Here is a 25364-nt window from a genome sequence, read left to right as displayed (position 1 = left end):
TTTTTTTGTCTTTAAAATTCAGGGTGTTGGAGTTCTTCTGCCTTCCATCTTATAATAGGGGGTTTTTCGTTTGTATTTGCAAGTGGAGCAGAAATGCCAATATATGCATATCGCTGTGAAGCGTGTGGTTTCGAGAAAGATGTGCTGCAAAAGCTCAGTGATTCGCCGTTGACTCAATGCCCCAGCTGCGGACAGGCCAGTTTTTCCAAGCAGGTCACCGCTGCTGGTTTTCAGCTTAAGGGTTCTGGTTGGTACGTGACCGACTTCCGGGGCGGCAACAGCGTGGCTGGTGGTAGCAAACCCAAAGAAACAACTGCCGACACAACAACCAGTGCAGCGAGCAATACCGCCGCAGCACCCACCACACCGGCGCCCAGCACAGATGCAACTTAAGCGACCGCCAAAACCGAATCTGAATACGGAACAGTTGAAGAAGTACCTGCTCACCGGTTTGTTGATCTGGATACCGCTGGGTATTACTTTTTGGGTACTGGCCCTGGTGGTGGGGTTAATGGATCAAACCCTGACGTTGTTGCCAGACGCCATTCACCCCAGGGTACTTTTTGGATTTCACATACCTGGATTGGGTATTATCCTGACCCTGGCAGTGTTGCTTGGCACAGGTGTGTTTGCGGCCAATTACTTTGGTGCTTGGCTGTTCAAGTATGGTGATTGGGTGTTGTCCCGAATTCCGCTGTTCAACATTGTGTACAACAGCGTGAAACAGGTGTCAGACACCCTGTTAAGTTCCTCGGGTAAGGCCTTTACGCGGTCAGTCCTCGTGCCGTATCCCCACCCGGGTGTTTGGGCTTTGGGTTTTGTGACTGGCACTCCACCTCAAATTCTGTTGGATAATCTTGAGGATCAAGACCCGATTGTGTCGGTGTATGTGCCCACCTCGCCCAGCCCGGCTTCGGGTTATGTGATCATGGTGCCGGAAAAATTGCTGCGTCCGTCCGGTTTGTCAGTGGACGACGCACTGAAGTACATTGTGTCTTTGGGGGTGGTACTGCCCGCCACAGACTCGTTGGATCAACCCATTAAACAAGACCTAAATTCATGAAAATGCGTACTGATTATTGTGGCAATGTGTCACAGGCCTACATGGGCCAAACCATAGCCCTGTGTGGCTGGGTGCAACGTCGCCGCGATCACGGCGGAGTAATTTTTATTGACCTGCGCGATCGCGAGGGTTTGGTGCAAGTGGTGTGCGATCCTGATTTGGCCGAGGTGTTTGCCACTGCGGAAACCCTGCGCAATGAATTCTGCGTTCGCGTGGAAGGCTTGGTGCGTGCCCGCCCGGAGGGCACGGAAAACAGCAACTTAAAAAGCGGTGCCGTAGAGGTGCTGTGCAAGGGGCTGGAAATTCTGAATGCCTCAGTAACCCCCCCATTCCAGCTGGACGACGAAAATTTGTCGGAAACCACACGCTTAACGCATCGTGTGCTTGATTTGCGCCGCCCGCAAATGCAGAAAAACCTGATGTTGCGCTACAAGGTGGCCATGGCCATTCGAAACCATCTGGATGCCCAGGGCTTCGTTGACATTGAAACGCCGATGTTGACTAAAAGTACGCCTGAAGGCGCACGTGATTACCTGGTGCCTTCGCGTGTACATTCAGGCGAGTTTTTTGCCTTGCCGCAATCGCCGCAGCTATTCAAGCAAATGTTGATGGTGGCGGGTTACGACCGCTACTACCAAATTACCAAGTGCTTCCGCGACGAAGATTTACGCGCAGATCGTCAGCCTGAATTTACCCAAGTCGACATTGAAACCTCGTTTCTGGGCGAGCAGGAAATTCGTGACTTGTTCGAGGACATGATTCGCAAAGTGTTCAAGCAGACCATGGATGCTGAGTTGCAGAACCCTTTCCCGGTGATGCCCTACAGTGAGGCCATGGCGCGTTTTGGGTCCGATAAGCCCGACCTGCGTGTGAAGATGGAATTCACCGAACTGACCGACATCATGAAAGATGTTGATTTCAAGGTGTTTTCAGGCCCGGCTAACATGGACAACGGCCGTGTTGTCGCCCTGCGAGTGCCGGGTGGTGCCGAAATCCCACGTTCGGAAATCGACAACTACACCAAGTTTGTGGGCATTTATGGTGCCAAGGGCCTGGCCTGGATCAAGGTGAATGAGCTGGCCAAGGGTCGTGATGGCTTGCAGTCGCCTATCGTGAAGAATATTCACGATGCCGCCCTGAACGAGCTGCTTAAGCGCAGCGGTGCCGCTGATGGTGACATTCTGTTCTTCGGTGCCGACAAAGCCAAAGTGGTGAACGATGCAATCGGCGCTTTGCGTCTGAAGATTGGCCACAGCGAATTTGGTCAGAAAGTGGGCCTGGTTCAGGGCAAATGGGAGCCCCTGTGGGTGATCGACTTCCCGATGTTCGAGCTGGACGAGGAAGCGGGTCGTTGGGTGGCTTGCCACCACCCGTTCACCAGCCCGAAAGATGGTCATGAAGATTACTTGACCACCGACCCTGGCAAGTGCATTGCCAAGGCTTATGACATGGTTCTGAATGGTTGGGAACTGGGCGGTGGCTCTGTGCGTATTCACAAGGAAAAGGTACAAAGCAAGGTGTTCCGTGCCTTGAATATTTCGGAAGAAGAAGCGGCCGCTAAATTTGGTTTCCTGCTGGATGCTTTGCAATATGGTGCGCCCCCTCATGGTGGTTTGGCCTTTGGCCTGGACCGAATTGTGACCATGATGAGCGGCGCGGAAAGCATTCGCGATGTAATCGCGTTCCCGAAAACCCAACGTGCACAATGCCTGCTAACCCAGGCACCAAGCCCAGTGGACGAAAAACAGTTGCGCGAACTGCACATTCGCTTGCGTCAGGCTGAACCCAAGATTGCGGGGTAAGGCAGGTTGAGCGGTAATAAAATCCCCGTGTCGGTGCTGGTTGTGATGGTCAGCCCCCACGGGGATTTTTTATTGATCGAGCGGGCTGACAAAGCCGGGTTTTGGCAATCAGTGACTGGCAGCCTTGATTTTCCGGACGAACTGCCTTTGCAAGCGGCTGTTCGCGAGCTGGATGAAGAAACCGGATTCAAGGCGATGCCTGTGCTGGCCCCCACTGTGGCAGACGCCACTTTGGCTGAGTTGCTGCAGCCTGGCGTGCTTCGGCCATGGCCACACAGTTTGCAGTATGAAATTTTTGAACACTGGCGCCACCGGTACCCGCAAGGTGTCACGCAGAACACCGAGCATTGGTTCATGGTGTGTGTACCGGCGGATTTTGTACCGAAGCTGGCTGAAAAAGAACACATTGGCTATGCTTGGCTGGATGCACAACAGGCCGCTGCACGCTGTTTTTCACCCAACAATGCACAGGCCATTTTGGCGCTGGACGACAGGCTTGACGCCACTGAGTACTGAAAATACAAAGGGGCCACCAAGGGCCCCTTTTTTCATATACGGTATGTAGCTGCTGCGAATTAGTGGTTTGAACTGCGTATGCTAATTTCAATATTTATGTGTTGAGTGTAGGGGTAACCCTAGACTGTAACAATACCCAGTGTCTGTGACACGACCGAAGTTTGATCGGTAATTTACTGCGCCATTTTCTAGGTATTACAAGTAATGCGACTTCGAATTGCCACATACAACATTCACAAAGGTGTGATGGGACTGCGAAAGCCCTCCCTGACCATTCACGCCCTGCGCGACCAGATTCATGCCATGGATGCCGATTTGGTGTTTTTGCAGGAAGTACAAGGTCGCCACGACAAACACGCGGGGAAATTCGAGCATTGGCCAGAAGCCGGACAACACGATTTTCTTGCCCAGAAGCCTTCAGCCATTGATGACCTGTTGGGCCATGCCAGCCAGCAGTATTTCACTGCGTATGGCATGAATGCGGTGTATTCGCATGGTCACCATGGCAATGCACTGTTGTCGCGCTATGAAATTGAATGGATGCTGAATCAGGATGTATCGGATCACCGGCTTGAACAACGTGGCTTGTTGCACTGTTGCGTGAAGACGCCAGCCGGGCCAATCCACGCAATGGTTGCGCACTTTGGTTTGCTGTACCGCAGCCGTGTGCGGCAGGCCAACAAGTTGATTGAACATGTGGCCAGCCATGTGCCAGAAAATATGCCCTTGGTAGTGGCAGGCGACTTCAACGACTGGCAACGCCGCTTGGGGCCGATTCTGGAGCAGGGCTTGACCGCCCAGGAAGTCATGCCACTGGACAAGAACAATCGACTAACGCGCGTGGGAAGTTTTCCCAGCCGTTTCCCGATGCTGGGGCTAGACCGTGTATTCACCCGGGGTTTTAAGGTGCAAGAGGCCACCGTGTTGCACGGTCATTCCTGGGCCAAGCTTTCAGACCATGCCCCCTATGTGGTCGACCTGGAATTCATATGGCCCTGAAACTGCTTCCAGCCAGCTCGCCCGAGCGCGAGGGCAATGCAGTTGAGTTGTTGAAAGGTGGCGCGCAACTGTTTCCGGCTGCATTGAATGCAATTGAACAGGCGCAGCAGGAAGTGCGCATAGAAACCTATATTTTTGCCGATGATGCAGCCGGTGAGGCTTTTTTTAATGCCATGTGCGATGCGGTTGAGCGAGGAGTAAAGGTTCAGTTGGTGCTGGACGGCTTTGGTGGACATGAGGGTGTGCGCACTTGGGTGCCCAGCTTGCTGGAGCGGGGTGTGCAGGTGCGGGTTTTTCGGCCTGAGAATTTTATGTTCACGTTGAACCCGCGTCGCTTGCGGCGCATGCACCGGAAAATTATTGCAGTCGACAATTCAGTGGCATTTGTGGGCGGCATTAATCTGATTGATGACATGAATCACGACGGCGAGCGCGATGAGTTGTTGAAGGCCACCGAGCGCGCTGAACAAAAACGGGTGCCATCGTGGGCGGCTTCAGGTGGTATGCGTGCCAACGCGATGGCAGTGAACAAAGAACTGCTGGATCAAACCCTGGGGCCTCGCTACGATTTTGCTGTTCAACTACAAGGCCCTGTTGTTCAAGACGTGTGGCACAACATGGAGTGGTTGTGGTTGCAAATTGGGCCTGGTGGGCGGGTCACCGACACGTTCAGTTCAAGCTGGTGGAAGGAGCGTGTAGAAAAGTTTCAGCGAGCACTGATTCGTCAGCGTGCCGCACCCACGCCGAAAAAGTTGGGCAAAGTGAAGGTGCAGTTGGCGGTGCGAGACAATTTTCGCTTGCGTCGTCGAATAGAAAGGGCTTATGTCCAGGCGTTGGGCAAAGCACAGCGCAACGTTATTTTAAGCAATGCCTATTTTTTACCGGGTCGAACCTTGCATAAGGCAATTCTGACAGCGCGCAAGCGGGGTGTTCGGGTGCAATTGTTGTTGCAGGGGCGTGTTGAATACCGCTTCCAGCATTACGCAACGCAAAGCCTTTATTCAAGTTTATTGAATGCGGGGGTGGAAATTTACGAGTATTTGCCCAGCTTCCTGCATGCCAAGGTGGCCGTGGTCGATGCACAGTGGGCTACCGTGGGGTCTGCCAACCTGGACCCCTTGAGTAGCCTGTTTGCCCGTGAGGCCAATGTGATTGTGTACAACCGCGAATTTGCGGTCCAGCTTCGCGATGAACTGGTAAACGCCATTGAAAACGACAGCCGTCAAATTCAGCCACATGAACATGCAGAGCGATCTGTCAAGGAAAGGGTCTACAGTTGGGTGTGCTATAAATTAATGTTGTTGGCGGTGTTTCTGGGTGGTTTTGGAAGCCGGTACTAGCATTTGAATTGACGCGTGAGTTGAACAAGGTTGTGCAGCATGGATTTGGTGGTAAGTCGACCCGAAGGTTTGTATTGCCCACAAGGCGATTTTTACATTGACCCCTGGCGCAAAGTAGACCGCGCCATCATTACCCATGCGCATGCAGACCACGCCCGCGTGGGGCACAACCATTACCTGTGTGCCGCCCCCGGCGAAGGTGTGTTGCGCACCCGGCTTGGCAATATTTCCCTGGATACCTTGCCTTACGGCGCAAGCACTACTCACAAGGGCGTAAAAATTTCACTGCACCCGGCAGGGCATGTGTTGGGGTCTTGCCAAATTCGGCTGGAGTACCAAGGCGAGGTGTGGGTGGCCAGTGGCGATTACAAAGTGGCCCCCGATTTAACCTGCGACGCTTTTGAGCCCGTGCGGTGCAACACCTTCATTACCGAATCCACATTTGGCTTGCCGATTTACCGCTGGCGCAGTGACGCTGAAATTTATGCGGAAATCAACGCTTGGTGGGCAGCCAATGCAGCCGAAGGCAAGGCCAGTGTTTTGTACGGTTATTCCTTTGGGAAAGCGCAGCGAATACTGGCTGGCGTTGACCCCAGCATTGGCCCGATTGTGTGCCACAGCGCCTGTGAAGGCCTGAACAAAGCCTACAGGGAGGCGGGTGTGAAGTTGCCCGACACCGCCACGGTGAGTGAAGTATTGGACAAATCCGTTTTCAAAAACTGCCTGGCGATAGCTCCACCTGCCGCGCAGGGTGCCGCCTGGATGAAGCGGTTTGGCAATGCGTATTCCGATGCTTTTGCTTCGGGCTGGATGCAGTTGCGTGGTGGCCGAAGGCGTCGAAATGTTGACCGTGGCTTTGTGATGTCTGACCACGCCGACTGGCCCGGCTTGATGCGTGCGATTGGCGCCACTGGTGCAGAGCAGGTGATTGTGACCCATGGCTATGTGCCGGTCATGGTGCGCTGGCTGCAAGAACAGGGTTTGAGTGCGCGTGCGTTCGAGACGGAATACGGCGGCGAAGGCGAAGGCGAGGCCGACAGCAAAGCGGACGAAAAAGCCGCAAGCACGGACGTTGTTGAATGAGGCAGTTTGCAGAATTGTTTGCCGAGCTGGACGGCTCCACTTCAACCTTGCACAAAGTGCAGGCTTTGCGAGCTTATTTCGAAAATGCCTCTGCGGAAGACGCAGCATGGGCGGTGTATTTTTTATCGGGTGGTAAACCCAAACGCACCGTGCCCACCCGCACTTTGCGGGAAGTGGCGCTGCAAGTCAGCGGCCTCCCCGATTGGTTGTTTGAAGAAAGCTACCAGGCCGTGGGTGACTTGGCTGAAACCATTGCCCATGTGCTGCCCATGGCCAGCAACACCACCAACAACACGCACGGATTGGCCTGGTGGATGCAGCAGCGAATTTTGCCTTTGCGCAGTTTGCCAGACGAAGAACGAATTCAAGCCGTACAGATTTGCTGGAATGAACTGAATGCGGCAGAGCGATTTTTATTCGTGAAGTTGGTGGGCGGTGGCTTTCGGGTGGGTGTATCAAAGTTGCTGGTTACACGTGCACTGGCGCAAGTTTCCGGTTTGGATGCCAAGGTAATTGCCACGCGAATGATGGGCTATGCCGATGGCAGCAACCAGCCCAGTGCTGAGCAATTTAATGCCTTGCTTGCTGCTGATTCTGCCAGTGACGGTGGCGCGGAATCGGGCCGAACAGGTCAGCCTTTGCCCTTTTTTCTGGCTAACCCTTTGCAAGAAGAGCCCGAAGTTTTAGGTCACTTAAGCGACTGGTTGGTGGAGTGGAAATTTGACGGTATTCGCGCGCAGGTGGTGAAAGACTGTGGGCAAGTGTGGGTGTGGTCGCGCGGTGAAGAATTGGTGAGCGAGCAGTTTCCAGAGTTGCAGACGGCCTTTGCGCATTGGCCGGAAGGCAGCATTCTGGACGGCGAAATTCTGGTGTGGCAAGGCGATTCGCCCGCGGGTTTCAATGCCTTGCAGGGGCGCCTGAACCGCAAGGTGGTTGGCAAAAAATTGATGGCCGATTCGCCAGTTGTTTTTCTGGCCTATGACTTGTTGCGCCTGGGCGGGAACAACACCGTGAATAGCCCGCAACGCGAACGCCGCGCCATGCTGGAAGCATTTTATGTAGCGAATGCCGGGCAAAGCGAAGTGAATGGCATGCCGCGTTTTTTGTTGTCTGAAAGAGTGATGGCAGGCAGTTGGAATGAACTGAAAATACTGCGCGAAGAAAGCCGTGCACGGGGTGTAGAAGGCTTTATGCTGAAGCACCTGGATTCACGCTATGGCGTGGGGCGCACCAAGGCGGATGGGCTGTGGTGGAAATGGAAAGTAGACCCAATGACTGTGGATTGCGTGCTGGTGTATGCGCAGCGTGGGCATGGCCGCCGTGCCAGCCTGTACACCGATTACACCTTTGCGGTGTGGGAAACCCCGCCCGCCAGTGCAGCGCAGGCCCAGGAGGTGGCACAGGCCATTGCCAACGGCGAGAAAGTGGAACAAACCGTGGCGCGTGGCCTGCCGCGCCTTGTGCCGTTTGCGAAGGCTTATTCAGGTTTGACCGATGAGGAATTCAAGGAAGTGGACCGCGTGATTCGCAAACACACCGTGGACAAATTCGGCCCCGTTCGCACCGTAAAGCCAGTACTGGTTTTCGAACTGGGGTTCGAGGCAATTTCCCGTTCAAACCGGCACAAATGCGGAGTGGCCGTGCGCTTTCCACGTATGCTTCGCATTCGCCATGACAAACCCTTACACGAAGCCGACCACCTTGCCGCCCTGGAAGCTTTGTTGCCCCCGGAGAATGCAGTTTGAATCCCGATAACAGCCGCCTGTTGGGCATTGATTTTTCCAGCAGTCCAAGCAAGAAAAAACCGATTGCAGTGGCCGTGGGCCAATGGCAAGGCGCGGTGCTGGCAGTGGACGATTTGTTGTCGCTGACCACACTGGCTGAATTCGAAACCCTGTTGAAGGAAGGCCCGCAAGCATTCGGAAAATTTGAGCGTGCGGCTGGCCCATTGGAGCAACTGGGTTTTGTGGCCGCCATCGACATGCCGTTTGGTTTGTCGCGCAAACTGGTGGAAGGTTTGAAGTGGCCGGGTGCAGGGCGAACCGACTTCAAAGCCTGGGAAAACCTGATCAACTACTACAGCGCATTAAGTCGTGAACAAATTCGCGCTACTTTTAAGGCTTGGTGCGATGCACGCCCGGCGGGCCACAAGTTTGCACACCGCGATTGCGATGGCCCGGCCGGCTCCTCGCCTTCCATGAAGTGGGTGAACCCGCCAGTGGCGTATATGCTGCACTCGGGTGCGCAGTTGTTGATGAAAACCGGAGTGCATATACCGGGCATGCAGCGCGGCGACAAAACCCGCGTGGCGCTGGAAGCATACCCAGGCTATTTGGCGCGAAAAGTGTTGAACCGCGCCAGTTACAAAAGCGACGACCCCAAGAAAGACACCGCCGACCGGCGTATGGCACGTTCCGAATTGTTGTGCGCATTGGAAGAGGGCATGTTGTTCGGTATCAAGGTTCAGGTACGCCCTTACTTGCGCGCGCGTTTGCTGGATGATGTGAAAGCCGATCACCTGGATGCGGTGTTGTGTTGCCTGGTGGCAGGCTGGGCGGCCAAGCGGGCTGATTCCAATTTCGGATTGCCCAAACTGATCGACCCGGTGGAAGGCTGGATTGCTGGTGTTCCACCAACTGTATAGTCAAAAAACTGGCTTTATCTGGGTAATTCAATTTGAACAAGAAGCCCGCTTTGCGCGCCATTTTGCGCCGTTAATTTTCCGTTGGAACGCTGTACCGACTTTTTCGCAATGGCCAACCCCAGGCCGTGGCCGGAATGTTCGCCATGTTTAAAAAACGGCGTGAATAACTTTGGCAACAGCTCAGCGGGAACACCAGGGCCTTGGTCTTCAATCTGAATCACAAGGGTGTTGTTTCGGATACTGCACTTCACATTAACAGCTGTGTTTTCAGGCGTGTGTTTAATGGCATTGCGGATAATGTTGTCGAATGCACCCTGTAAACTTTCCGCATCGCAACGTATCTTCCATTGCTTTGCAGTGCAATTGAATTCAACTTGCCTGCCTTGTTGCTCGGCTTCAAACTGCGCGTCTTCCACCACGGCCAGCAACAGTTCAATCACATTGTATTCTTGAATGCTTCCCGAGTTCTGTTGTGCGTCGAGTCGTGACAAATTCAAAAGTTGCCCAATCAAATTATCGAGCCGTTCTGCCTCGGTTTCAATTCGGCTCAGACTGCTGTCTAGCTGTGCCGGGTTCTGCCGAGCCAGTCCCACAGCCAGGTTCAGGCGCGCCAAAGGCGAGCGCAGTTCATGCGACACGTCGTGCAGCAATACCTTTTGTTGTTCAATGCGGGTCTCAATTTCCTCTGCCATGTGGTCAAAGCCGCTGAGTAATTCGCCTATTTCATCGTTGCGTTTTTTGTTCGCCTTACCTTTGCCTGAAATACGTACGCCCAAGCGGCCTTTGCCAGCTTCCCGAAACGCGTTTTTTAATGTGTTCAAAGGGCGGCTGAAGGTGTAGGCCAACACGCCCGCGAACAAAAGGCTGGCCAGGAATGCGGCAAAGAAACCTGCACCCGGAATAGTGGGCAATGCAGAATCCATGCTTTCGCGCGATCGGCGCCTTTCTGAGGGAGCGTTGTTTTCATCGGTGTGGTCTGCGGCAGTCTCAGGAGCCCGGCGATTTCGAGGAATGAACAGCATCCACTGCGATTGATCGAGTGCCGTCACCATCAAAATACCTTGTTCGGGTTGCTCGAGCCCAGCGAACAAATCGTTGATGCGCTGTTGAATATTCTCTGGCACATCCCGGTTCAAAATTTCTTTGCCTTGACTTGACACCGCAAATACGGGCACCGCATTGCCAGTCCGCTGGCGGTTTCTATCAAGCAATTCGCGCAGTGAATCGGGGCCTTTGCCTTCCAGCACTTCTTGGATGGTTTCCAGCATGAACTGCGCGCGCGGGCCTTCAGCAATGTCGCTGCTTGCCGGCTTTTCTCGCATCAAATACAGTGCGGTGCCTGTGGCCACAGCCGCTGCAATCAGGCAAAGCCAAAAGCCGAAAAAAAACTTCCAGAACAGTTTACCCACAACATGTTTTCCAAGTGAATGACTGCTTAGTCCAGGCTGAGTTGGTAGCCTTGCCCGCGAATGGTGTGCAGGGTCAGTGGCAGGTTTTCATTGTTCAGGTCGAGCTTGTTGCGCAAGCTGCTCAAGTGCACATCAATGCTGCGGTCGAACCGCTCAAGTGGCCGGCCCAGTCCTTGTTCACTCAACACGGCTTTACTAACGACTTGGCCGGCTTGTGCAACCAGTACTTCCAGCAAATTAAATTCCGCGCTGGTCAATTCAATTTCCTGCCCATTCAAAAGTACTTTGCGCTTGGCGGGTTGTACTTCCAGCGGGCCGAGTTGCAAGGCCTGTTTTGGGGCGTTACTGTTGTCGCTGGCGCGGCGTAAAATTGCGCGCACGCGCGCCACAATTTCACGCGGAAGGCAAGGCTTGGGGACATAGTCGTCTGCGCCCAGTTCAAGCCCCACAATTCGGTCTATGTTGTCGCCACGTGCCGTCAGCATCAGCACGGGGGTGTTGTACTTCAAACGAATTTTTTTCAGAGTTTCCAAGCCGCTTTGCTGTGGCATCATCACGTCGAGCACCACAAGTTGATAGGGCTCGTCAGCCAGCTTTTTCAGGCCGTCAATTGGGTTGGCGCAGTGCTCGGCTTCAAAGCCTTCGCCGCGCAGGTATTGGCACAGCATTTCGCCAAGCTCAATGTCGTCGTCAATGTGAAGAATTTTTGTCATGTGTGAATATTACTCGGCTGCTGCCGAGTTTGCTGATTTACCTTGATTTGCTTTACCCATCTTTACACAGGCAGCATCCACGTTAACAAGCCGTTTTTGCACAATGCAGTTGTCAACACAAGAAGGAGTAGACAGATGAATGTATCCCGTGGAAGTGTTCAGAAAATGATTGCAGTGGCCGCGATGGCAGTGGCAATTCCCTTGGGCGCCTACGCTGGTGGTCACAGTGAAGGTGGTAAAAAGCAGCATTCCGAAATGCGTCATTACCACAAGCATGGTGGTATGGGCGTTTTGAAGAAGCTTGATCTGACTGAAGCCCAGCAAGCACAGGTGAAAGAAATCATGAGCAAGCAAAAAGCCGAAATGAAGGCCGCCATGGGCGACCGCAGGGCGCACCGTGATGAAATGAAATCGCTTGTTGAACAAGACACCTTCGATGCTGCCAAAGCAGAGCGATTGATTGCTCAGCAGCAGGACAAGGAACGTGCTGCCAAGGTGGGCATGCTGCGTACTCAGCATGAAATCTACAAGGTACTAACGCCTGAGCAACGCGAGAAGGCCAAGGTAATTCGCGCTGAGTGGAAAGAGAAAATGAAAGAGCGTTACAAGAACAAGGCTGCCGATTCCAGCAAGGCAATGTAATACCTCTATTTTGTAGGTACTTTCCCAACCACCTTTTGAAGTATTCCAGAAGCAGCGCATTTGCCCCTATACTGTTTTCAAAAAAGGAGACAGTACATGGGGCATTCTTTTGTTCGCAACGTTCTGGCGTGCAGCTTGGTGATTGCCAGCACGCCAATTTTCGCAGCACCTCCCGGCTTGTTGATGACTTACAGCTTTGACAGTTTGTCGGGCAAGTTTGGTCAGCCACAAGAAATCAAGGCGCGCTCATTTACCCTGGGCGCCACTTTGCTGGGCGAGGGTTATCGGGCCTCTCTCTTTGTGCCCTACATTTCACTAGAAGGTCCGGGTACTTTGGTGGCCGGGACAGTGGCAGGTGCAGGAGGAAATGCGCGCCGAAGTGAGCAGGGCTTGGGCGACATGGTAGCCACCTACACCAAAGACCTTGTCGGCAGCATTCAAAGCAAAGGTTTCGCGATGTCGGCCACGGGTTTGGTGAAAATTGCGACCGGCAATGAAGACAAAGGACTTGGTACGGGCAAAACCGATTATGGTATTCAGACCGACTTGGCTTACCGGTTTAACAATGGGTTTGGTGTGACCGCCGTTTTAGGTCGCCAGTACTATGGCGACACTCCGACACTGCCTTTGTTGAACGGCAATTACAGCACAGTCGGCGTGAATTTTCCCCTGGGGAATTCCTTGTTCATCAACTTGAACACTTCGCAGCGCGACGAATTACTGGCGGGAACTGAAAAACGCAAAGAACGCGCAATTTCAGCAGTGTATGCACTTGACACCACTTCAGCACTGCAGTTTGGATTTACCAAAGGGCAAAGCACTTCAAGCCCCGATGATGTGGTGTCGATCAGCTACGTGTCTCAAGTGGAATAAAACAGGGTAAGTTCAGGGAAAGCCCGGGTGAAGCCAGCGCTTCCCTGGGTTCACTCCAGTGGCGCACCATGTTGCGCTGCGATACCATAGGCGCCTTGACTTCTAAAGGCCAACACCGTGTCTGACAATCTTTCCAATCTGCTTGATGCCAATCGCGCCTGGGCCGCAGCCCAAGTTGACAAAGACCCTGAGTTTTTTAAACGACTCGAGAATCAGCAATCACCGGAATATTTCTGGATTGGTTGTTCAGACAGCCGCGTGCCAGCCAACACGATTGTAAATTTGCAACCCGGTGAAGTGTTTGTGCATCGCAATGTGGCCAATCAGGTGTTTCATGGTGACTTGAATGGGCAGTCGGCCACCCAGTTTGCTGTAGAGATTTTGAAAGTGAAACACATTATTGTGTGCGGTCACTATGGCTGTTCGGGTGTTCGCATGGCCATGCGTGGTGACCGTGTGGGTTTGGCCGATGCTTGGGTTCGACCAATTCACCAACTGGCGCGCCGCCACGGCTTGGTGACTTGCGACATTGACCATGAGCAAAGTTATCTGGACCAGTTGTGTGAATTGAATGTGATCGAGCAGGTGAAACACTTGTGTGAGAGCACCCTGATTGAGGATGCATGGGACCGTGGGCAGACTTTGACCGTGCACGGGTGGCTTTATAGCCTCAAAGACGGCATTGTGCGAAATCTGCAAATATCGATTTCCAGTCGGGCTGAAATCGATCAGAAGTACACAGGTGCTGTTGCTTCGTTGAAAAAGCGTTACAGCTGATCAATTCTTGGTCTAGAATGAGGCGATAATTCAAGCGTTTGTTTGAATTGTGGATTCATTTAAAATTCTAGGAGACGATTTACATGGCTTTCTCTACACAATCCAAATTGGGCGATTTGCTGGACAACCCACAAACCGCAGCAATTCTGGAAAAACACATGCCCGGCATTTCCACGCATCCGCAGATCGGTATGGGCAAAGGTTTCCCATTGGCTGTTGTAGCGAATTTTTCCGGTGGTTTGATAACACCGGAAATGCTGGAAGCCGTTGACGCTGAATTTGCCGCCTTGGGCTGATCGATTCCTTGGTTCGAATCGACTGTTCCAGTTGGTTGATTAACGGCGAGTGGGCCAGTTCCATTCGCCGTTCTGTTTTTATTGTGGAACAGGGCATTGATGAGTCCGAGGAGTGGGATGAACACGACTCGAATTCTGTTCACGCCTTGGCGTGGTGGCGGGACAAACCCGTTGGCACTGCTCGCTTGTTGCACGAAGGGAAAATTGGACGAATGGCTGTGCTCCCTGAATTCAGAAGCCAGGGAATTGGTAGCGCCATGTTGCTGGCCTTGCTGGCCGTGGCGGAAAAACAAAACTTGCCACTGGTGCGTCTAAGCGCGCAGCAGCAGGCAATTGGATTTTACAGTCGACATGGTTTTGCACCCGAGGGTGAACCCCACGAGGAAGTGGGTATTGCACATCAATGGATGGTGCTAAGCCTGACAATATAAAAAAGGACTGGGTTGTGGCTAGAGTATTGAAAGAACAAAAACACGACGATGGTCGGCGTGGCGACATTGTGCGCGCAGCCGCCAAACTGTTTCGCGACAAGGGCTATGACGGTGCCAGCATGCGTGCCATTGCCAATGCAGTGGGCATGCAGTGTGGTAGCCCCTTTTACCATTTTGCCAGCAAGCAAGACATTTTGGTGGCGGTGGTCGAAGAGGGTTTGCGCCAAGGTTTGGAGAAAACACGCGCCGTGGTGAAGCCGGGTCTGGCCGCAGATGTGCAGTTTCGGGCGTTGGTTCGGGTTCACCTTGGCATTATTCTGGAAGACGGCAACGACTTTATTCCGGTGATGCTCTACAACTGGCGCTGTCTGGATGAAGTGCACCAGCGCCGGTTGATTGCCACCAAAGACGAATACGACGCGATTTGGCAAGAAGCGGTGAACGGTTTGCACCTGGCTGGTTTTCTGGGGGGCGATACCAAGTTTGCCCGTTTGATGGTTCTGGGTGCCATGAACTTCATGGTGACCTGGTACAAGCCGAAGAAAGGCGACACTTTGGACACCTTGGCCGAAAAGGTGGTGGCGTTTTTTCTGACGCAACATGCTTGAAAGTTTGCTGAAATAGAAAAAGCCCTTGGCTGTAACGGCAAGGGCTTTTTACTTCTACGTTTGCAATTAACGCAGCAAACCTGTCAAAGACGCTGGGCGTGCAGCAATTACGTTCTGAATCAGACTTGAAGTGACTGCGGTAATCGCGCTTAATTGACCGGCATTCATCATGCTGGCGGTGGCGCCAAGGCTACCAGCAACATTCGCTGAGGCCAAGCCTGCAATATTCAATGAACCGGTGCTGGCCATGTCTGCAGCCAGTGAACCACCCGAGGTCATATTGGCCACATTTTGTACAGTGCCCAGTACGCCGCCTGTCAAGCCTTCAACCACCGTGCCTGCTGTTTGATAAACACCATCCACTGTGTTCAATACTTGGCCCAGTTGCTCACCGCTTACAGTCACAGCGGCGCTTAAGCTGGCGTTGGCGCTGGTCATGGCTTGCCCCATGTTTTCCTTACCTGCTTCGGCCGACTCACCCACTGCATCACCTGTGGATGCGGCTTGGCCGCCCGCGTCAGGTTGATCCATCGCAGGTGCTTCTGCAGTAGGAGCTGGTTCTGTAACTGGCATGGGTTCTGGTGTTGCCTCGGGCGCAGGCTGTGCTGCAGGTGGTTGCTGGCGCTGGAACAGGCTGACCTTGATTTCACCCTGGGCCTGACCTTGTGCGGTGGCTTGCTGGCCCGAGTGCGCTGCTGCGAACAGTGCGCCCCAGCCGTTCAGTGTGGCGATGTCGGAAGCTTGTACGCTTAGAGGCATTGCGGCGAAGGTGGATGCGATGGCGGCTACGATTGCGATCTGTTTGATTTGCATGGTGTTTCTCCTGTGTATTGGGTGTTGTAGGCGAATTGAAAATCGCCTCACAATTCCACTAACGGAGACACCGTGTAGGAAAAAGATAACTAGCTAGGGGGGCCGCTCATGGAGGTGTACCCCTTCAAACAGGTGAAGATTATTCCTTAATTGTCATGCTAAGCAGTATTTGCGCCATGCCCTTGCCCAATGGGTCATTGCGCATCGACGTCATGCCACCGCCATCGAGCGCTTCTTTCATAACGAGATTAAACGCCTGAACATGAGGTAACTCGAAAGTGTGAACTTCGCCCTTCACCAAATGGGCAAGGAAGTTTTTCACTTTCGCGGGTTGCAGCAAATGCTGCAACAGGGGCCAGTATTCCGGTTTTCTGGCGACAATGCCCACATTGCTGGTGTCGCCCTTGTCGCCACTTCGGCCATGGGCAATCTCGATTAGCGACTTGCCCAGCAGTTCAGCAGGAATCGAAATGGGCTTTGCACTTTGAATTGCAGTTGCGGTGTTCTCCGGCGCGCTGACAGGGTGTTCTGGCTCTTGATAGTCAAGGTTCAAGCCAGCCACTTGCACCTTCGGGGTGTGCAGGTGCTTGGGCACGAAGCAACTGAACATTTTTACCAAGGGCGTTACATTGGGCCGGCCCATGCCAAAATTGCCGCTGGTACCCGGTGCGTAGCTGGTGCCCGCTGGCGCAATTTCCCGAGAGAAAATGGAGGCGGCTTTTTTGTCGGCATGAGTAATGGCAATCCGCATCATGGCTTCATGGCCCAGTTGCACTTTGGCATGCGGTCCCAGGTCGGTCTCACTGCCAATTATTTCTATCGATGTTCGAGTGTAATCACTCAAGCCTTGCCGCTTGAACATGGCGCGGGTGCGTTCCAGAATGGCCTCAGCGGTGCGCTGTGCTTTGGCTTGCGCATCAAAGCCTACAATCGACAACATGCCAATGCAGCGGAATCCTTCCGGGTAGGTTGCACACACTTTGTACTGGTCGCTGGGTGCTTTGCCTTTGGCGCCGTGAATTTTTACGCGGTTGGGCGCAGTTTCTTCGATGTATACGGTGGTGAAGTCGCACACCACATCGGGCAGGGCATAGTTGGCCGGGTCGTGAATTTCATACAGCAGTTGTTCGGTGGCCACAGCTTTGTTGACCAAGCCACCAGTGCCCTCAGGTTTGCTTAACTCAAAACTGCCATCGGCGGCCACATCAATAACTGGGTAACCGATGTTGGCCCAATCGGGGACGCTTTGCCAATCAGTGAACAAACCGCCAGTGGCCTGCGCACCGCATTCCACAATGTGGCCAGCCAGGCTGCCCTGGGCCAGTTGGTCCAGGTCGGTGGGTTGCCATTTGTATTCATGCACCAGTGCGCCCAGCACCATGGCGCTGTCTACCACGCGGCCAGTAATCACAATGTCAGCCCCAGCATCAAGCGCAGCGGCAATCGGAAACGCCCCAAGGTAAGCGTTGGCTGTCAGAAAGAAAGGGGGTGCCGGCAGGTTTGAATGTTGGTCTTTGAGTTCAACACCCTCTTTGCGCAATTGGCCAAGTGTCAACGTGGCGTCGTCGCCGCTAACCACGCCAATGCGCACTGTTTGTCCCATCTCGTCCATGGTTTTTTGCAGGGCTGCCGCGCAGCTGGCCGGGTTTAAGCCACCTGCATTCGCAATAATTTTAATGCCCCTGGATTTGGCCACAGGCAATGCCTTCTTCATCAACTCAATGAAGTCGAGCGCATAGCCATGCTCGGGGTTTTTCATTCGCATGCCAGCCATGATGGCCAGGGTAAGCTCGGCCAAATAATCGTAGGTAATGTATTGCATGCCAGGCACTTGCAACAATTGTTCAGTGCCTAGGCTGCTGTCGCCCCAAAAGCCGCAGGCGCCGCCGATTCTGATGTTGTTCTTGTTTGGCTGGTTCATGGTTGATCTGGTTTGGCTGTTTTGCAGAAAGTTCATCATAACAAAGCGTTTGTAAAATAATCAAACGTTCGTTTGAATTTGGTCTTTCATCGGTTGACACCGCTTGTCAGGCACGCGAGAATTCATCAATCAAACGTTCGCTTGAATAACAGGACCCAATTTTGAATTCATTCCAATCCGTATTTCGCTCCGACTTGTTTCAGGGTCAAACCATTGTAGTCACTGGTGGTGGTTCAGGCATTGGGCGCTGCACAGCGCATGAACTTGCCAGCCTCGGTGCTGATTTGGCCTTGGTGGGCCGAAAAATTGAAAAGCTTGAAACCGTGAAGGCGGAAATCGCGCAAACCTGTGGCGTGAAGGTGAGTATCCACAGTTGCGACATTCGCGAGGAAGAAAAGGTGACCGCCACTGTGGCAGAGATTTTGGCTGAGCACGGAAAAATTGATCACTTGATCAACAACGCGGGTGGGCAGTTTCCGTCTCCGCTCAGTTCAATCAATGCCAAAGGTTGGGAAACCGTGGTGCGCAACAATTTAACAGGTGGCTTTTTAATGGCCCGCGAAGTGTTCAACCAGTACATGGTGAAGAACCTGGGCAAAACCGACATGTCGATTACCAATATTATTGCGGACATGTGGAACGGCATGCCCGGCATGGGTCATTCAGGCGCAGCACGTGCCGGCATGTTGAATTTTTCGGAAACTGCATCGCTGGAATGGGCACCCGTACGCGTGAATGCAGTGGCGCCAGGCTTCATTGCATCCAGCGGGATGGACACCTATCCCGAGCCGATGAAGCAAACCATCATGCAGCTGGACAAAACAATTCCATTGCAGCGTTTGGGTTTGGAAGCGGAAGTGTCAGGGGTGCTTGCATTCCTGTGCAGTCCCGCTGCATCGTTCATTTCTGGCAGCTGTATTCGCGTAGATGGCGCCGCGCCTAATGCGCGCCGAATCTGGCCTGTGGGTACGGGCAAGCAAAACCCGGTGTTCAATAGTTTCCACCTGGGTGGTGTGCCTGAAGTGATACAACGCCGCGACGCCGAACGCGCAGGAAAAAAATAACATGCCTATTCTAGAAACCGCTGTGGCTTCAGGCTCAGCCAGTTATCAAACCAACGCGCAAGCCATGGCCACAGCCTTGGCCGAGCTTCGCGGACTTGAAGAAAGAACCCGAAATGCATCTGCAAAGGCAGCGCCTTCATTCGCAAAGCGGGGGCAACTGTTGCCCCGAGATCGCGTGGCCCTGCTTCTGGATGCGGGTTCACCATTTCTGGAGCTCAGCACCCTGGCCGGATACATGCAAGACGGCCAAAAGGCAGAGAAAAGCATACCGGGCGGGGGAATTATTGCCGGGCTGGGCTATGTGTCCAACACCTTGTGCATGGTGGTGGCCAGCGATTCCGGCATTGAGGCCGGTGCCTTGCAAGCCATGGGCATTGAGAAAATGCAGCGCGCACAAGACATTGCTTTGGAAAACCGTTTGCCATTTATTAATCTGGGTGAATCGGCGGGTGCCAACTTATTGAAATACAAAGTTGAGCATTTCATTTTGGGCGGCGGCAACTTTTACAGGCTGGCCAAACTAAGTGCCGCCGGTTTGCCGGTTATCAATGTACTGCATGGTTCATCTACAGCGGGCGGTGCCTACATTCCCGGTTTAAGTGATGTGGTGATTATGGTTCGTGAACGCGCTCGTGCTTTCCTGGCCGGGCCGCCTTTGTTGAAAGCAGCCACTGGCGAAATTGCCAGCGACGAAGAACTGGGTGGTGCCGACATGCATTGTTCAGTTTCAGGGCTGGGGGATTATTTGGCCGACGACGACCGGCACGCGATTGCTTTGGCGCGCGAAGTGATGGCAAAAATCGACTGGAATTCAAGCAACCGCAACACATTGCCTGCGTTGAACAACCACGCACCAGCCCCCCGCTACCCGGCAGAAGAATTAATGGGTGTGATGCCCGCAGACATTAAAACACCCGTGGACATGCGTGAAGTGATTGCCCGTATTGTCGACAATTCAGATTTTCTGGAATTCAAGGCCAGCTATGGTTCTGCCACACTGTGTGGTTACGCCAGGTTGATGGGTGTCAGCGTTGGCATCATAAGTAACCTGGGGCCAATTGACACTGCCGGTGCAACCAAAGCCACGCACTTCATCCAAAGTTGTTGCCAAACCAAAACCCCAATAATTTATCTTCAAAACACCACAGGCTACATGGTGGGCAAGGAAGCCGAGCAGGGTGGGATTATCAAGCATGGATCGAAAATGATTCAGGCGGTGAGCAACGCCACCGTGCCGCAAATTACGGTGCTGTGTGGCGCCAGTTTTGGTGCGGGAAATTACGGCATGTGTGGTCGCGCATTTGGTCCGCGTTTTGTATTTGCCTGGCCCAATAGCAAAACCGCAGTAATGGGTGCTGAGCAGGCTGCTGGCACCATGGCCACGGTGATGCAGGCCAGTGCCGCACGCAAAGGCATTGAAGTGCCAGAATTCATGCTTGAGAACATGAAAAAACAGATTGTTGACACGTTTGAATCGCAAACCAGCGCTTTGTACACCAGCGGTTTGTTGCTGGACGATGGCGTGATCGACCCCCGCGACACACGACAAGTGTTGGCCTTGGCGCTGTCGGCTTGCCTGCAACAGGAACGCAGCGTGCAAACCATGCAGTTTGGTGTGGCACGACCGTAACTGATTTTGCCCTGGCTTCTCGTGGCACAATCGAAATCTGATTGTTTCATGCAGCACCCCCATGTCTGAATTTCGAGGCATTCCGCCTGGCCCCAATGTGGGCACGCAGTTAAAAGCCCTGCGCCGCAAACAAAAAGCGGCGCAGAAGGCTGAGCAGGCTGAACAGCTTGAAAAAGCGGCAGTTTCCCAACCTGAAAATACCGAGGCGACCTACACTATTGCGCGCCCATCCTTGGCTGAATTAAAACAATCAGACATCGAAGCCTGGTTCGCGACCCAAGGCTGGGCACCGTTTGAATACCAGCAGCAGGTGTGGCGCGCTTTTCAAAAAGGCCACAGTGGTTTGTTGCACGCCACCACAGGTGCAGGTAAAACCCTAGCAGTGTGGTTGGGTGCCCTGTTGCGCATGGCGCAGCTTTATTCCAAAGGCCCCAAAACTCGTGGTGCTGCCACGCGCATTACGTGGATTACGCCGATGCGGGCATTGGCAGCAGACAGCACCAAGGCCTTGCAAAAGTCGCTGACTGCGTTGGTTGGCGATTGCGATGTGGCCATGCAAACTGGCGACACTGATTCTGCAGCGCGCGCGGCCATATTGCGCAAACCGCCATTTGCACTGGTTACCACGCCTGAAAGCCTTACTTTGATGTTCACGCGCGCCAGCAGTCAGCCCAATTTAAGCAAATTACAAATACTGGTGGTTGACGAATGGCACGAGTTACTCGGCAACAAGCGAGGTGTACAACTGCAGCTGGCGATTGCAAGACTTGCACAGATGAACCCCGGTTTGCAGGTGTGGGGCTTAAGCGCCACGCTGGGTAATTTGCAGGCTGCAAAAGACGTGCTGTTGCACCCGGTTAAAGCTGCCAACAAGTCAACTTTGGTGCAAGGCAAATTGCCCAAACAGCTGATTATCGATAGCCTGATTCCCGACACCTTTGAGCGCTTCCCTTGGGGCGGCCACTTGGGTTTGAATCAACTTGAATTTGTTGCGCGTGAAATTGATCAGTCGGCTTCCAGCCTGATATTCACCAACACCCGCTCGCAGGCTGAAATTTGGTATCAAGCCCTGCTTGAAGCGCGCCCGGACTATGCAGGTGCGTTGGCCTTGCACCATGGATCGCTGGACAAATCTGTGCGCGACTGGGTGGAACAGGGCTTGAAAACCGGCTTGTTGAAGGCTGTGGTTTGCACGTCTTCTCTGGATTTGGGCGTGGACTTTTTACCTGTAGAACGCGTCATCCAAATTGGTTCGCCCAAGGGCGTTGCACGTTTGCTTCAACGCGCAGGGCGCTCGGGCCATGCACCGGGCAGGCCGTCGCGAATTACCGTGGTGCCCACCAACGCACTTGAATTGGTTGAGGCAGCAGCCGCCAGGCATGCTGCTGAAAAGCGCCAAATTGAATCGCGTTTCAGCCCGCAAGCACCACTCGATGTGCTGGTTCAACACCTGGTTACTGTGGCCATGGGCACCGGCTTTAAACCCGACGAACTGTTTGCAGAAGTGTGCACCACCTTTGCTTATCAAAATTTGTCACGCGCGCATTTCAATTGGGCATTGGCGTTTGTAGAAAAAGGTGGCGAAAGTTTGGCCGCTTACCCCGATTACCAACGTGTAGCCGCCGACGATGAAGGCACTTACCGGGTACCGCGCCGCGACATTGCGCGACGACATGCCATGTCTGTGGGCACCATTGTTTCCGATGCCGCCATGAATGTGGCGTGGATGACAGGTGGCCGCTTGGGTACCATTGAAGAGGGCTTCATTGCCCGCCTGAAACCTGGCGACTGCTTCAGTTTCGCAGGCCGCGTGCTGGAACTGGTGAAAGTGCGCGACATGACAGCCTACGTGCGAAAGGGCAGCCGCAAAAATGCCACCGTGCCGCAATGGCAAGGCGGTAAAATGCCCTTGAGCAGCGAGCTTGCGCATGCTTCGCTGCAAATGCTGGAGCTGGCACACCAAGCCATTTCGAAAGGCAAAAAACCAGCACTGCCCGAACTGCGTGCACTTGAAAGTTTACTGGCCTTGCAAATGCGATGGAGTGCCCTGCCCAACACCACCAATTTGTTGATTGAAGAACTACACAGCAAAGAAGGGCATCACTTGTTTGTGTACCCGTTCGAAGGGCGCACCGTGCACATTGGCTTGGCAAGTTTGCTGGCGTGGCGTGCATCGCGCCACAAGCCCGGTACGTTTTCAATTGCCATGAATGATTACGGTTTTGAGTTGCTCAGTGCCGAACCCGTGAACTGGCAAGAATGGATTGCAAACGACCTTTCAAAATCACCCTTGTTCACCACAGAAAAGTTGTTTCAGGATGTGCTTGATTGTTTGAATGCATCTGAACTTGCGCAGCGACGATTTCGTGAAATTGCGCGCATTGCAGGTTTGGTGTTTCAAGGTTTTCCGGGGGCAGGCAAAAGTGCAAAGCAATTGCAGGCTTCCAGTGGCTTGTTTTTCGAGGTGTTTAAAAAACACGACCAGCACAATTTGCTGTTGGGCCAAGCGCAACGTGAGGCTTTGGAGCAGGAACTTGAACTCAGCCGAATGGAACAGGCCTTGGAATCGATTCAATCTAAAACACTCGCCTTCATGCCAATCAAAAAGCCAACGCCATTTGCTTTTCCGTTGATGATTGAGCGCCTGCGCGAAACAGTGAGCACTGAAAAACTTAGTGACCGTGTAGCCAGAATGGTCGCAGAACTGGAGAAGGCGGCGCAGGCCTAAGGCATTGTTGGAACCACCGTTTTTAACTACCCCACCTAGCGCTTTCAATAAAAAGTAGAGGGTACTGCAATGGATTGGTTCAACACTAGAACAACTGCCAATCGCGCTACTGACGCGGAAAGAATGAAAGCAGTGATGGTTTCGTTAAAGGAATTCAAGTGCACGCTGACTGAGGCAAACAAGTTTGTGATGGGTCAAAAGAATCGGGCAGAGCAACTTGCGGTTCAATTCTCTGCGATTGATAGTGCAAGCAACTCCACAGGTCAATCTTTGCAGCATGCAATCGATGATCTCGCTCATTTCGAAAGAGACAGTCGCTCGGTGAACGACAATTTTAGTCAACGCCTTGTGACCCTGGAATTGATCATCAAGCAATATGCACTGCCGCCAGGCCAGCGAATTATGAGTATGCGGGAAAGTGACATGGCCGATTCTGTGATTGAAAGTGCAGCAGAGATTATGGGTGCTTTGAGTGAGTTAAAAATTGAGCACATGTCGGGTGTGTCGGCGGCTGTAACCCGCATTGACCTTACAGATTTTGAGCTCAATGGCCCATTGTGTACAAGCGCAATTCATTTGTTACCCGACTTGCCCGGCTCAATTGAAGTAAATTGGCTTCAGAGTTGAACAACTTCACGCAGAACCGACCTGTTGGTGGAACCACCTTTTTCATGCCTGTCACCTAGCGTTTTCAACGAAAAGTAAGAGGTGCAGGCATGGGATGGTTTAGTAACAAATTGACGGTGAATCGGGCTGGCAACACAGTGGGCATGGCGGCGGTATTAATGTCATTTCAGGAATCCAAAAACACCTTGAATGCTGCAAATGAATTCGTCGCGGGGCAAAAGCGTCGCGCTTCAGGCCTCTCCGCACAAGCATTCGCTGTGCAGGGCGCAAGTAGTTACACAGGTCGATCTTTGCAGCAGGCGATTAACGACCTTGGTAACTATGAGCGCGATGGGCGTGAGGTGGACGAAGACCTTGACCAGCGGATGATCACCATGTTGCGTATTACCGAGCAGTTTTCGATGCCTCGAGGTCAGCGGCAGTTAAATTTGAGCGGAACTGACATGACCGTTGCAATGATGGATAGCGCCAGTGAGGTGTGCGCAAATTTGGCCATCTTGAAACGTGATCACATGGACAAGGTGTCGAATGCAGTGACAAACATCGACAACGCTGATAGAGAATTGAATGGTTCATCCAGTTCTCGCGCCAGCAACTTGTTGCCCAGTTTTGGTTGATTCGATTGCAGCTAATTTGACCGTGTATTAAGCTTGGCGCCTGTCTGTATTTCTGAAGCTTATTGTGGTTTTACTTTCAGGCGCTTCGCCCGTTCATTCGATTCAAACGCCAGGCGGCAGTTTGGTGTTGTGCAGTCACAAGGTTATTTTCGACCCGCTGCACCAAGCACTGTTTGTGGCAGACATTCACTTGGGCAAAGCAGCCACGTTTCGCAGCCTTGGCGTGCCTGTGCCTGCAGGCACAACGCAAAGCAATCTGGATCGGCTTACCGCTGCGATCGACCATTTTCAACCCAGGTCTATTTTTTTTCTTGGCGATTTGCTGCATGCCAAGGCCGCACACAATCCGGATTTGCTGGGCAAATTGCAGAATTGGCGCGCAGCACATGCAAGTATTGAAATGACATTGATTCGTGGCAACCACGACAGCAAAGCCGGCGACCCACCCGGTAGCCTAAATATTTCAATGGTGAATGAACCCTTCAGCGTGGGAGGTTTTGCGCTGTGTCATCACCCGCAAAACGTACCCGGTGCGTTTGTGCTGGCTGGGCATGAACACCCGGTTGTGGTGTTAAACGGAAAGGGTAGAAGCAGAGCAAGGTTGCCCTGTTTTTACTTGCAAACTGACAAACTTATTCTGCCTTCTTTCGGCGATTTTACCGGTGGGTATCAAGTGCGGCCCGTAACGGGCGAGCAGGTTTTTCCAGTCGTGTAACAGGAACGAAGTTTTCAGTACAAACGCTGAGCGCTCACCTATGCTTAGAGATG

The 25364-nt window shown here is 53.1% G+C and carries 25 protein-coding genes; 21 read left to right on the top strand and 4 right to left on the bottom strand.

Going from position 1 to position 25364, the window contains the following annotated elements; translation table 11 throughout:
* Positions 1 to 93: 93 nt before the first annotated feature.
* The 9 genes from NSP04_RS04525 to NSP04_RS04485 all read left to right on the top strand — a co-directional run bounded on the left by NSP04_RS04525 (position 94) and on the right by NSP04_RS04485 (position 9447).
* Positions 94 to 393 (top strand): FmdB family zinc ribbon protein, encoded by a 300-nt coding sequence (locus tag NSP04_RS04525; RefSeq protein ID WP_257511135.1) that lies wholly within the window; start codon positions 94 to 96, stop codon positions 391 to 393.
* A complete protein-coding gene (locus NSP04_RS04520) occupies positions 383 to 1063 on the top strand; it encodes a DUF502 domain-containing protein (RefSeq protein ID WP_257511134.1) in 681 nt (226 codons plus the stop codon). Before NSP04_RS04525 ends, NSP04_RS04520 begins: the two co-directional genes overlap by 11 nt.
* Positions 1060 to 2865: an aspartate--tRNA ligase gene (gene aspS / locus NSP04_RS04515; protein ID WP_257511133.1), complete on the top strand. Its 1806-nt coding sequence runs from the start codon at positions 1060 to 1062 to the stop codon at positions 2863 to 2865. The genes NSP04_RS04520 and aspS overlap by 4 nt, the downstream gene beginning before the upstream one ends.
* A 6-nt stretch (positions 2866 to 2871) precedes the next feature.
* On the top strand, positions 2872 to 3381 hold the full coding sequence (gene nudB, locus NSP04_RS04510; protein ID WP_257511132.1) for a dihydroneopterin triphosphate diphosphatase: 510 nt from the start codon (positions 2872 to 2874) through the stop codon (positions 3379 to 3381).
* A gap of 204 nt (positions 3382 to 3585) precedes the next feature.
* Complete coding sequence (locus NSP04_RS04505; RefSeq protein WP_257511131.1) at positions 3586 to 4380, top strand: endonuclease/exonuclease/phosphatase family protein; 795 nt, start codon at positions 3586 to 3588, stop codon at positions 4378 to 4380.
* Positions 4371 to 5720 carry a phospholipase D-like domain-containing protein gene (locus tag NSP04_RS04500; RefSeq protein ID WP_257511130.1) on the top strand — a complete coding sequence of 450 codons (1350 nt, stop codon included), beginning with the start codon at positions 4371 to 4373 and terminating at the stop codon, positions 5718 to 5720. Before NSP04_RS04505 ends, NSP04_RS04500 begins: the two co-directional genes overlap by 10 nt.
* A gap of 39 nt (positions 5721 to 5759) precedes the next feature.
* Positions 5760 to 6803, top strand: coding sequence for a ligase-associated DNA damage response exonuclease (locus NSP04_RS04495; RefSeq protein WP_257511129.1), 1044 nt, complete (start codon positions 5760 to 5762; stop codon positions 6801 to 6803).
* Positions 6800 to 8548 (top strand): cisplatin damage response ATP-dependent DNA ligase, encoded by a 1749-nt coding sequence (locus NSP04_RS04490; RefSeq protein ID WP_257511128.1) that lies wholly within the window; start codon positions 6800 to 6802, stop codon positions 8546 to 8548. Before NSP04_RS04495 ends, NSP04_RS04490 begins: the two co-directional genes overlap by 4 nt.
* Complete coding sequence (locus NSP04_RS04485; protein WP_257511127.1) at positions 8545 to 9447, top strand: DUF429 domain-containing protein; 903 nt, start codon at positions 8545 to 8547, stop codon at positions 9445 to 9447. The genes NSP04_RS04490 and NSP04_RS04485 overlap by 4 nt, the downstream gene beginning before the upstream one ends.
* A gap of 14 nt (positions 9448 to 9461) precedes the next feature.
* On the opposite strand, the gene NSP04_RS04480 is transcribed toward NSP04_RS04485, so the two are convergent.
* Both NSP04_RS04480 and NSP04_RS04475 read right to left on the bottom strand, forming a co-directional pair.
* Positions 9462 to 10856 (bottom strand): HAMP domain-containing sensor histidine kinase, encoded by a 1395-nt coding sequence (locus NSP04_RS04480; protein WP_257511126.1) that lies wholly within the window; start codon positions 10854 to 10856, stop codon positions 9462 to 9464.
* Between the two features lie 26 nt (positions 10857 to 10882).
* Positions 10883 to 11569, bottom strand: a complete 687-nt coding sequence (locus tag NSP04_RS04475) for a response regulator transcription factor (RefSeq protein ID WP_257511125.1) — start codon at positions 11567 to 11569, stop codon at positions 10883 to 10885.
* A gap of 135 nt (positions 11570 to 11704) precedes the next feature.
* Here NSP04_RS04475 and NSP04_RS04470 point away from each other — a divergent pair, with 135 nt between their 5' ends.
* The 6 genes from NSP04_RS04470 to NSP04_RS04445 all read left to right on the top strand — a co-directional run bounded on the left by NSP04_RS04470 (position 11705) and on the right by NSP04_RS04445 (position 15196).
* Positions 11705 to 12211 (top strand): Spy/CpxP family protein refolding chaperone, encoded by a 507-nt coding sequence (locus tag NSP04_RS04470; protein WP_257511124.1) that lies wholly within the window; start codon positions 11705 to 11707, stop codon positions 12209 to 12211.
* Between the two features lie 96 nt (positions 12212 to 12307).
* A complete protein-coding gene (locus NSP04_RS04465) occupies positions 12308 to 13084 on the top strand; it encodes a hypothetical protein (RefSeq protein WP_257511123.1) in 777 nt (258 codons plus the stop codon).
* A 117-nt stretch (positions 13085 to 13201) separates the two neighbouring features.
* Positions 13202 to 13861, top strand: a complete 660-nt coding sequence (gene can / locus NSP04_RS04460) for a carbonate dehydratase (protein WP_257511122.1) — start codon at positions 13202 to 13204, stop codon at positions 13859 to 13861.
* Positions 13862 to 13944: 83 nt separating this feature from the next.
* On the top strand, positions 13945 to 14157 hold the full coding sequence (locus NSP04_RS04455) for a hypothetical protein (RefSeq protein ID WP_257511121.1): 213 nt from the start codon (positions 13945 to 13947) through the stop codon (positions 14155 to 14157).
* Between the two features lie 8 nt (positions 14158 to 14165).
* Entirely contained in the window at positions 14166 to 14588 is a 423-nt protein-coding gene (locus NSP04_RS04450) for a GNAT family N-acetyltransferase (RefSeq protein WP_257511120.1), read from the top strand.
* 14 nt (positions 14589 to 14602) lie between these two features.
* Positions 14603 to 15196 (top strand): TetR/AcrR family transcriptional regulator, encoded by a 594-nt coding sequence (locus NSP04_RS04445; protein WP_257511119.1) that lies wholly within the window; start codon positions 14603 to 14605, stop codon positions 15194 to 15196.
* A 66-nt stretch (positions 15197 to 15262) separates the two neighbouring features.
* Here NSP04_RS04445 and NSP04_RS04440 read toward each other — a convergent pair whose 3' ends face one another.
* Positions 15263 to 16009, bottom strand: a complete 747-nt coding sequence (locus NSP04_RS04440; protein WP_257511118.1) for a hypothetical protein — start codon at positions 16007 to 16009, stop codon at positions 15263 to 15265.
* A 139-nt stretch (positions 16010 to 16148) separates the two neighbouring features.
* Positions 16149 to 17930: an acyclic terpene utilization AtuA family protein gene (locus NSP04_RS04435; protein ID WP_257511117.1), complete on the bottom strand. Its 1782-nt coding sequence runs from the start codon at positions 17928 to 17930 to the stop codon at positions 16149 to 16151.
* A 161-nt stretch (positions 17931 to 18091) separates the two neighbouring features.
* Between NSP04_RS04435 and NSP04_RS04430 the strand changes: the two genes are divergently transcribed.
* From NSP04_RS04430 to pdeM, 6 genes are all read left to right on the top strand, one after another.
* Entirely contained in the window at positions 18092 to 18994 is a 903-nt protein-coding gene (locus NSP04_RS04430) for an SDR family oxidoreductase (protein ID WP_257511116.1), read from the top strand.
* 1 nt (position 18995) lies between these two features.
* Entirely contained in the window at positions 18996 to 20624 is a 1629-nt protein-coding gene (locus NSP04_RS04425; protein WP_257511115.1) for an acyl-CoA carboxylase subunit beta, read from the top strand.
* A 61-nt stretch (positions 20625 to 20685) separates the two neighbouring features.
* Positions 20686 to 23352: a ligase-associated DNA damage response DEXH box helicase gene (locus tag NSP04_RS04420; protein WP_257511114.1), complete on the top strand. Its 2667-nt coding sequence runs from the start codon at positions 20686 to 20688 to the stop codon at positions 23350 to 23352.
* Between the two features lie 69 nt (positions 23353 to 23421).
* Positions 23422 to 23979 carry a hypothetical protein gene (locus NSP04_RS04415; protein WP_257511113.1) on the top strand — a complete coding sequence of 186 codons (558 nt, stop codon included), beginning with the start codon at positions 23422 to 23424 and terminating at the stop codon, positions 23977 to 23979.
* An 89-nt stretch (positions 23980 to 24068) separates the two neighbouring features.
* Positions 24069 to 24596, top strand: coding sequence for a hypothetical protein (locus NSP04_RS04410; RefSeq protein WP_257511112.1), 528 nt, complete (start codon positions 24069 to 24071; stop codon positions 24594 to 24596).
* A gap of 64 nt (positions 24597 to 24660) precedes the next feature.
* A complete protein-coding gene (gene pdeM / locus NSP04_RS04405; RefSeq protein ID WP_257511111.1) occupies positions 24661 to 25311 on the top strand; it encodes a ligase-associated DNA damage response endonuclease PdeM in 651 nt (216 codons plus the stop codon).
* Positions 25312 to 25364: the final 53 nt, after the last annotated feature.

Source organism: Limnobacter parvus (assembly GCF_024623725.1).
GTDB classification, from domain to species: domain Bacteria; phylum Pseudomonadota; class Gammaproteobacteria; order Burkholderiales; family Burkholderiaceae_B; genus Limnobacter; species Limnobacter parvus.
This window is presented reverse-complemented; position numbering and strand designations above follow the sequence as displayed.

Excerpts from the sequence above, each read along its gene's own strand:
- NSP04_RS04495 (WP_257511129.1), top strand. The coding sequence starts at position 5,760 with ATGGATTTGGTGGTAAGTCGACCCGAAGGTTTGTATTGCCCACAAGGC.
- NSP04_RS04525 (WP_257511135.1), top strand. The coding sequence starts at position 94 with ATGCCAATATATGCATATCGCTGTGAAGCGTGTGGTTTCGAGAAAGAT.
- NSP04_RS04505 (WP_257511131.1), top strand. The coding sequence starts at position 3,586 with ATGCGACTTCGAATTGCCACATACAACATTCACAAAGGTGTGATGGGA.
- aspS (WP_257511133.1), top strand. The coding sequence starts at position 1,060 with ATGAAAATGCGTACTGATTATTGTGGCAATGTGTCACAGGCCTACATG.
- NSP04_RS04465 (WP_257511123.1), top strand. The coding sequence starts at position 12,308 with ATGGGGCATTCTTTTGTTCGCAACGTTCTGGCGTGCAGCTTGGTGATT.
- NSP04_RS04420 (WP_257511114.1), top strand. The coding sequence starts at position 20,686 with ATGTCTGAATTTCGAGGCATTCCGCCTGGCCCCAATGTGGGCACGCAG.
- NSP04_RS04435 (WP_257511117.1), bottom strand. The coding sequence starts at position 17,930 with ATGAACCAGCCAAACAAGAACAACATCAGAATCGGCGGCGCCTGCGGC.
- NSP04_RS04440 (WP_257511118.1), bottom strand. The coding sequence starts at position 16,009 with ATGCAAATCAAACAGATCGCAATCGTAGCCGCCATCGCATCCACCTTC.
- NSP04_RS04425 (WP_257511115.1), top strand. The coding sequence starts at position 18,996 with ATGCCTATTCTAGAAACCGCTGTGGCTTCAGGCTCAGCCAGTTATCAA.
- NSP04_RS04490 (WP_257511128.1), top strand. The coding sequence starts at position 6,800 with ATGAGGCAGTTTGCAGAATTGTTTGCCGAGCTGGACGGCTCCACTTCA.
- NSP04_RS04475 (WP_257511125.1), bottom strand. The coding sequence starts at position 11,569 with ATGACAAAAATTCTTCACATTGACGACGACATTGAGCTTGGCGAAATG.
- NSP04_RS04520 (WP_257511134.1), top strand. The coding sequence starts at position 383 with ATGCAACTTAAGCGACCGCCAAAACCGAATCTGAATACGGAACAGTTG.
- NSP04_RS04470 (WP_257511124.1), top strand. The coding sequence starts at position 11,705 with ATGAATGTATCCCGTGGAAGTGTTCAGAAAATGATTGCAGTGGCCGCG.
- NSP04_RS04500 (WP_257511130.1), top strand. The coding sequence starts at position 4,371 with ATGGCCCTGAAACTGCTTCCAGCCAGCTCGCCCGAGCGCGAGGGCAAT.
- NSP04_RS04455 (WP_257511121.1), top strand. The coding sequence starts at position 13,945 with ATGGCTTTCTCTACACAATCCAAATTGGGCGATTTGCTGGACAACCCA.
- NSP04_RS04415 (WP_257511113.1), top strand. The coding sequence starts at position 23,422 with ATGGATTGGTTCAACACTAGAACAACTGCCAATCGCGCTACTGACGCG.
- NSP04_RS04410 (WP_257511112.1), top strand. The coding sequence starts at position 24,069 with ATGGGATGGTTTAGTAACAAATTGACGGTGAATCGGGCTGGCAACACA.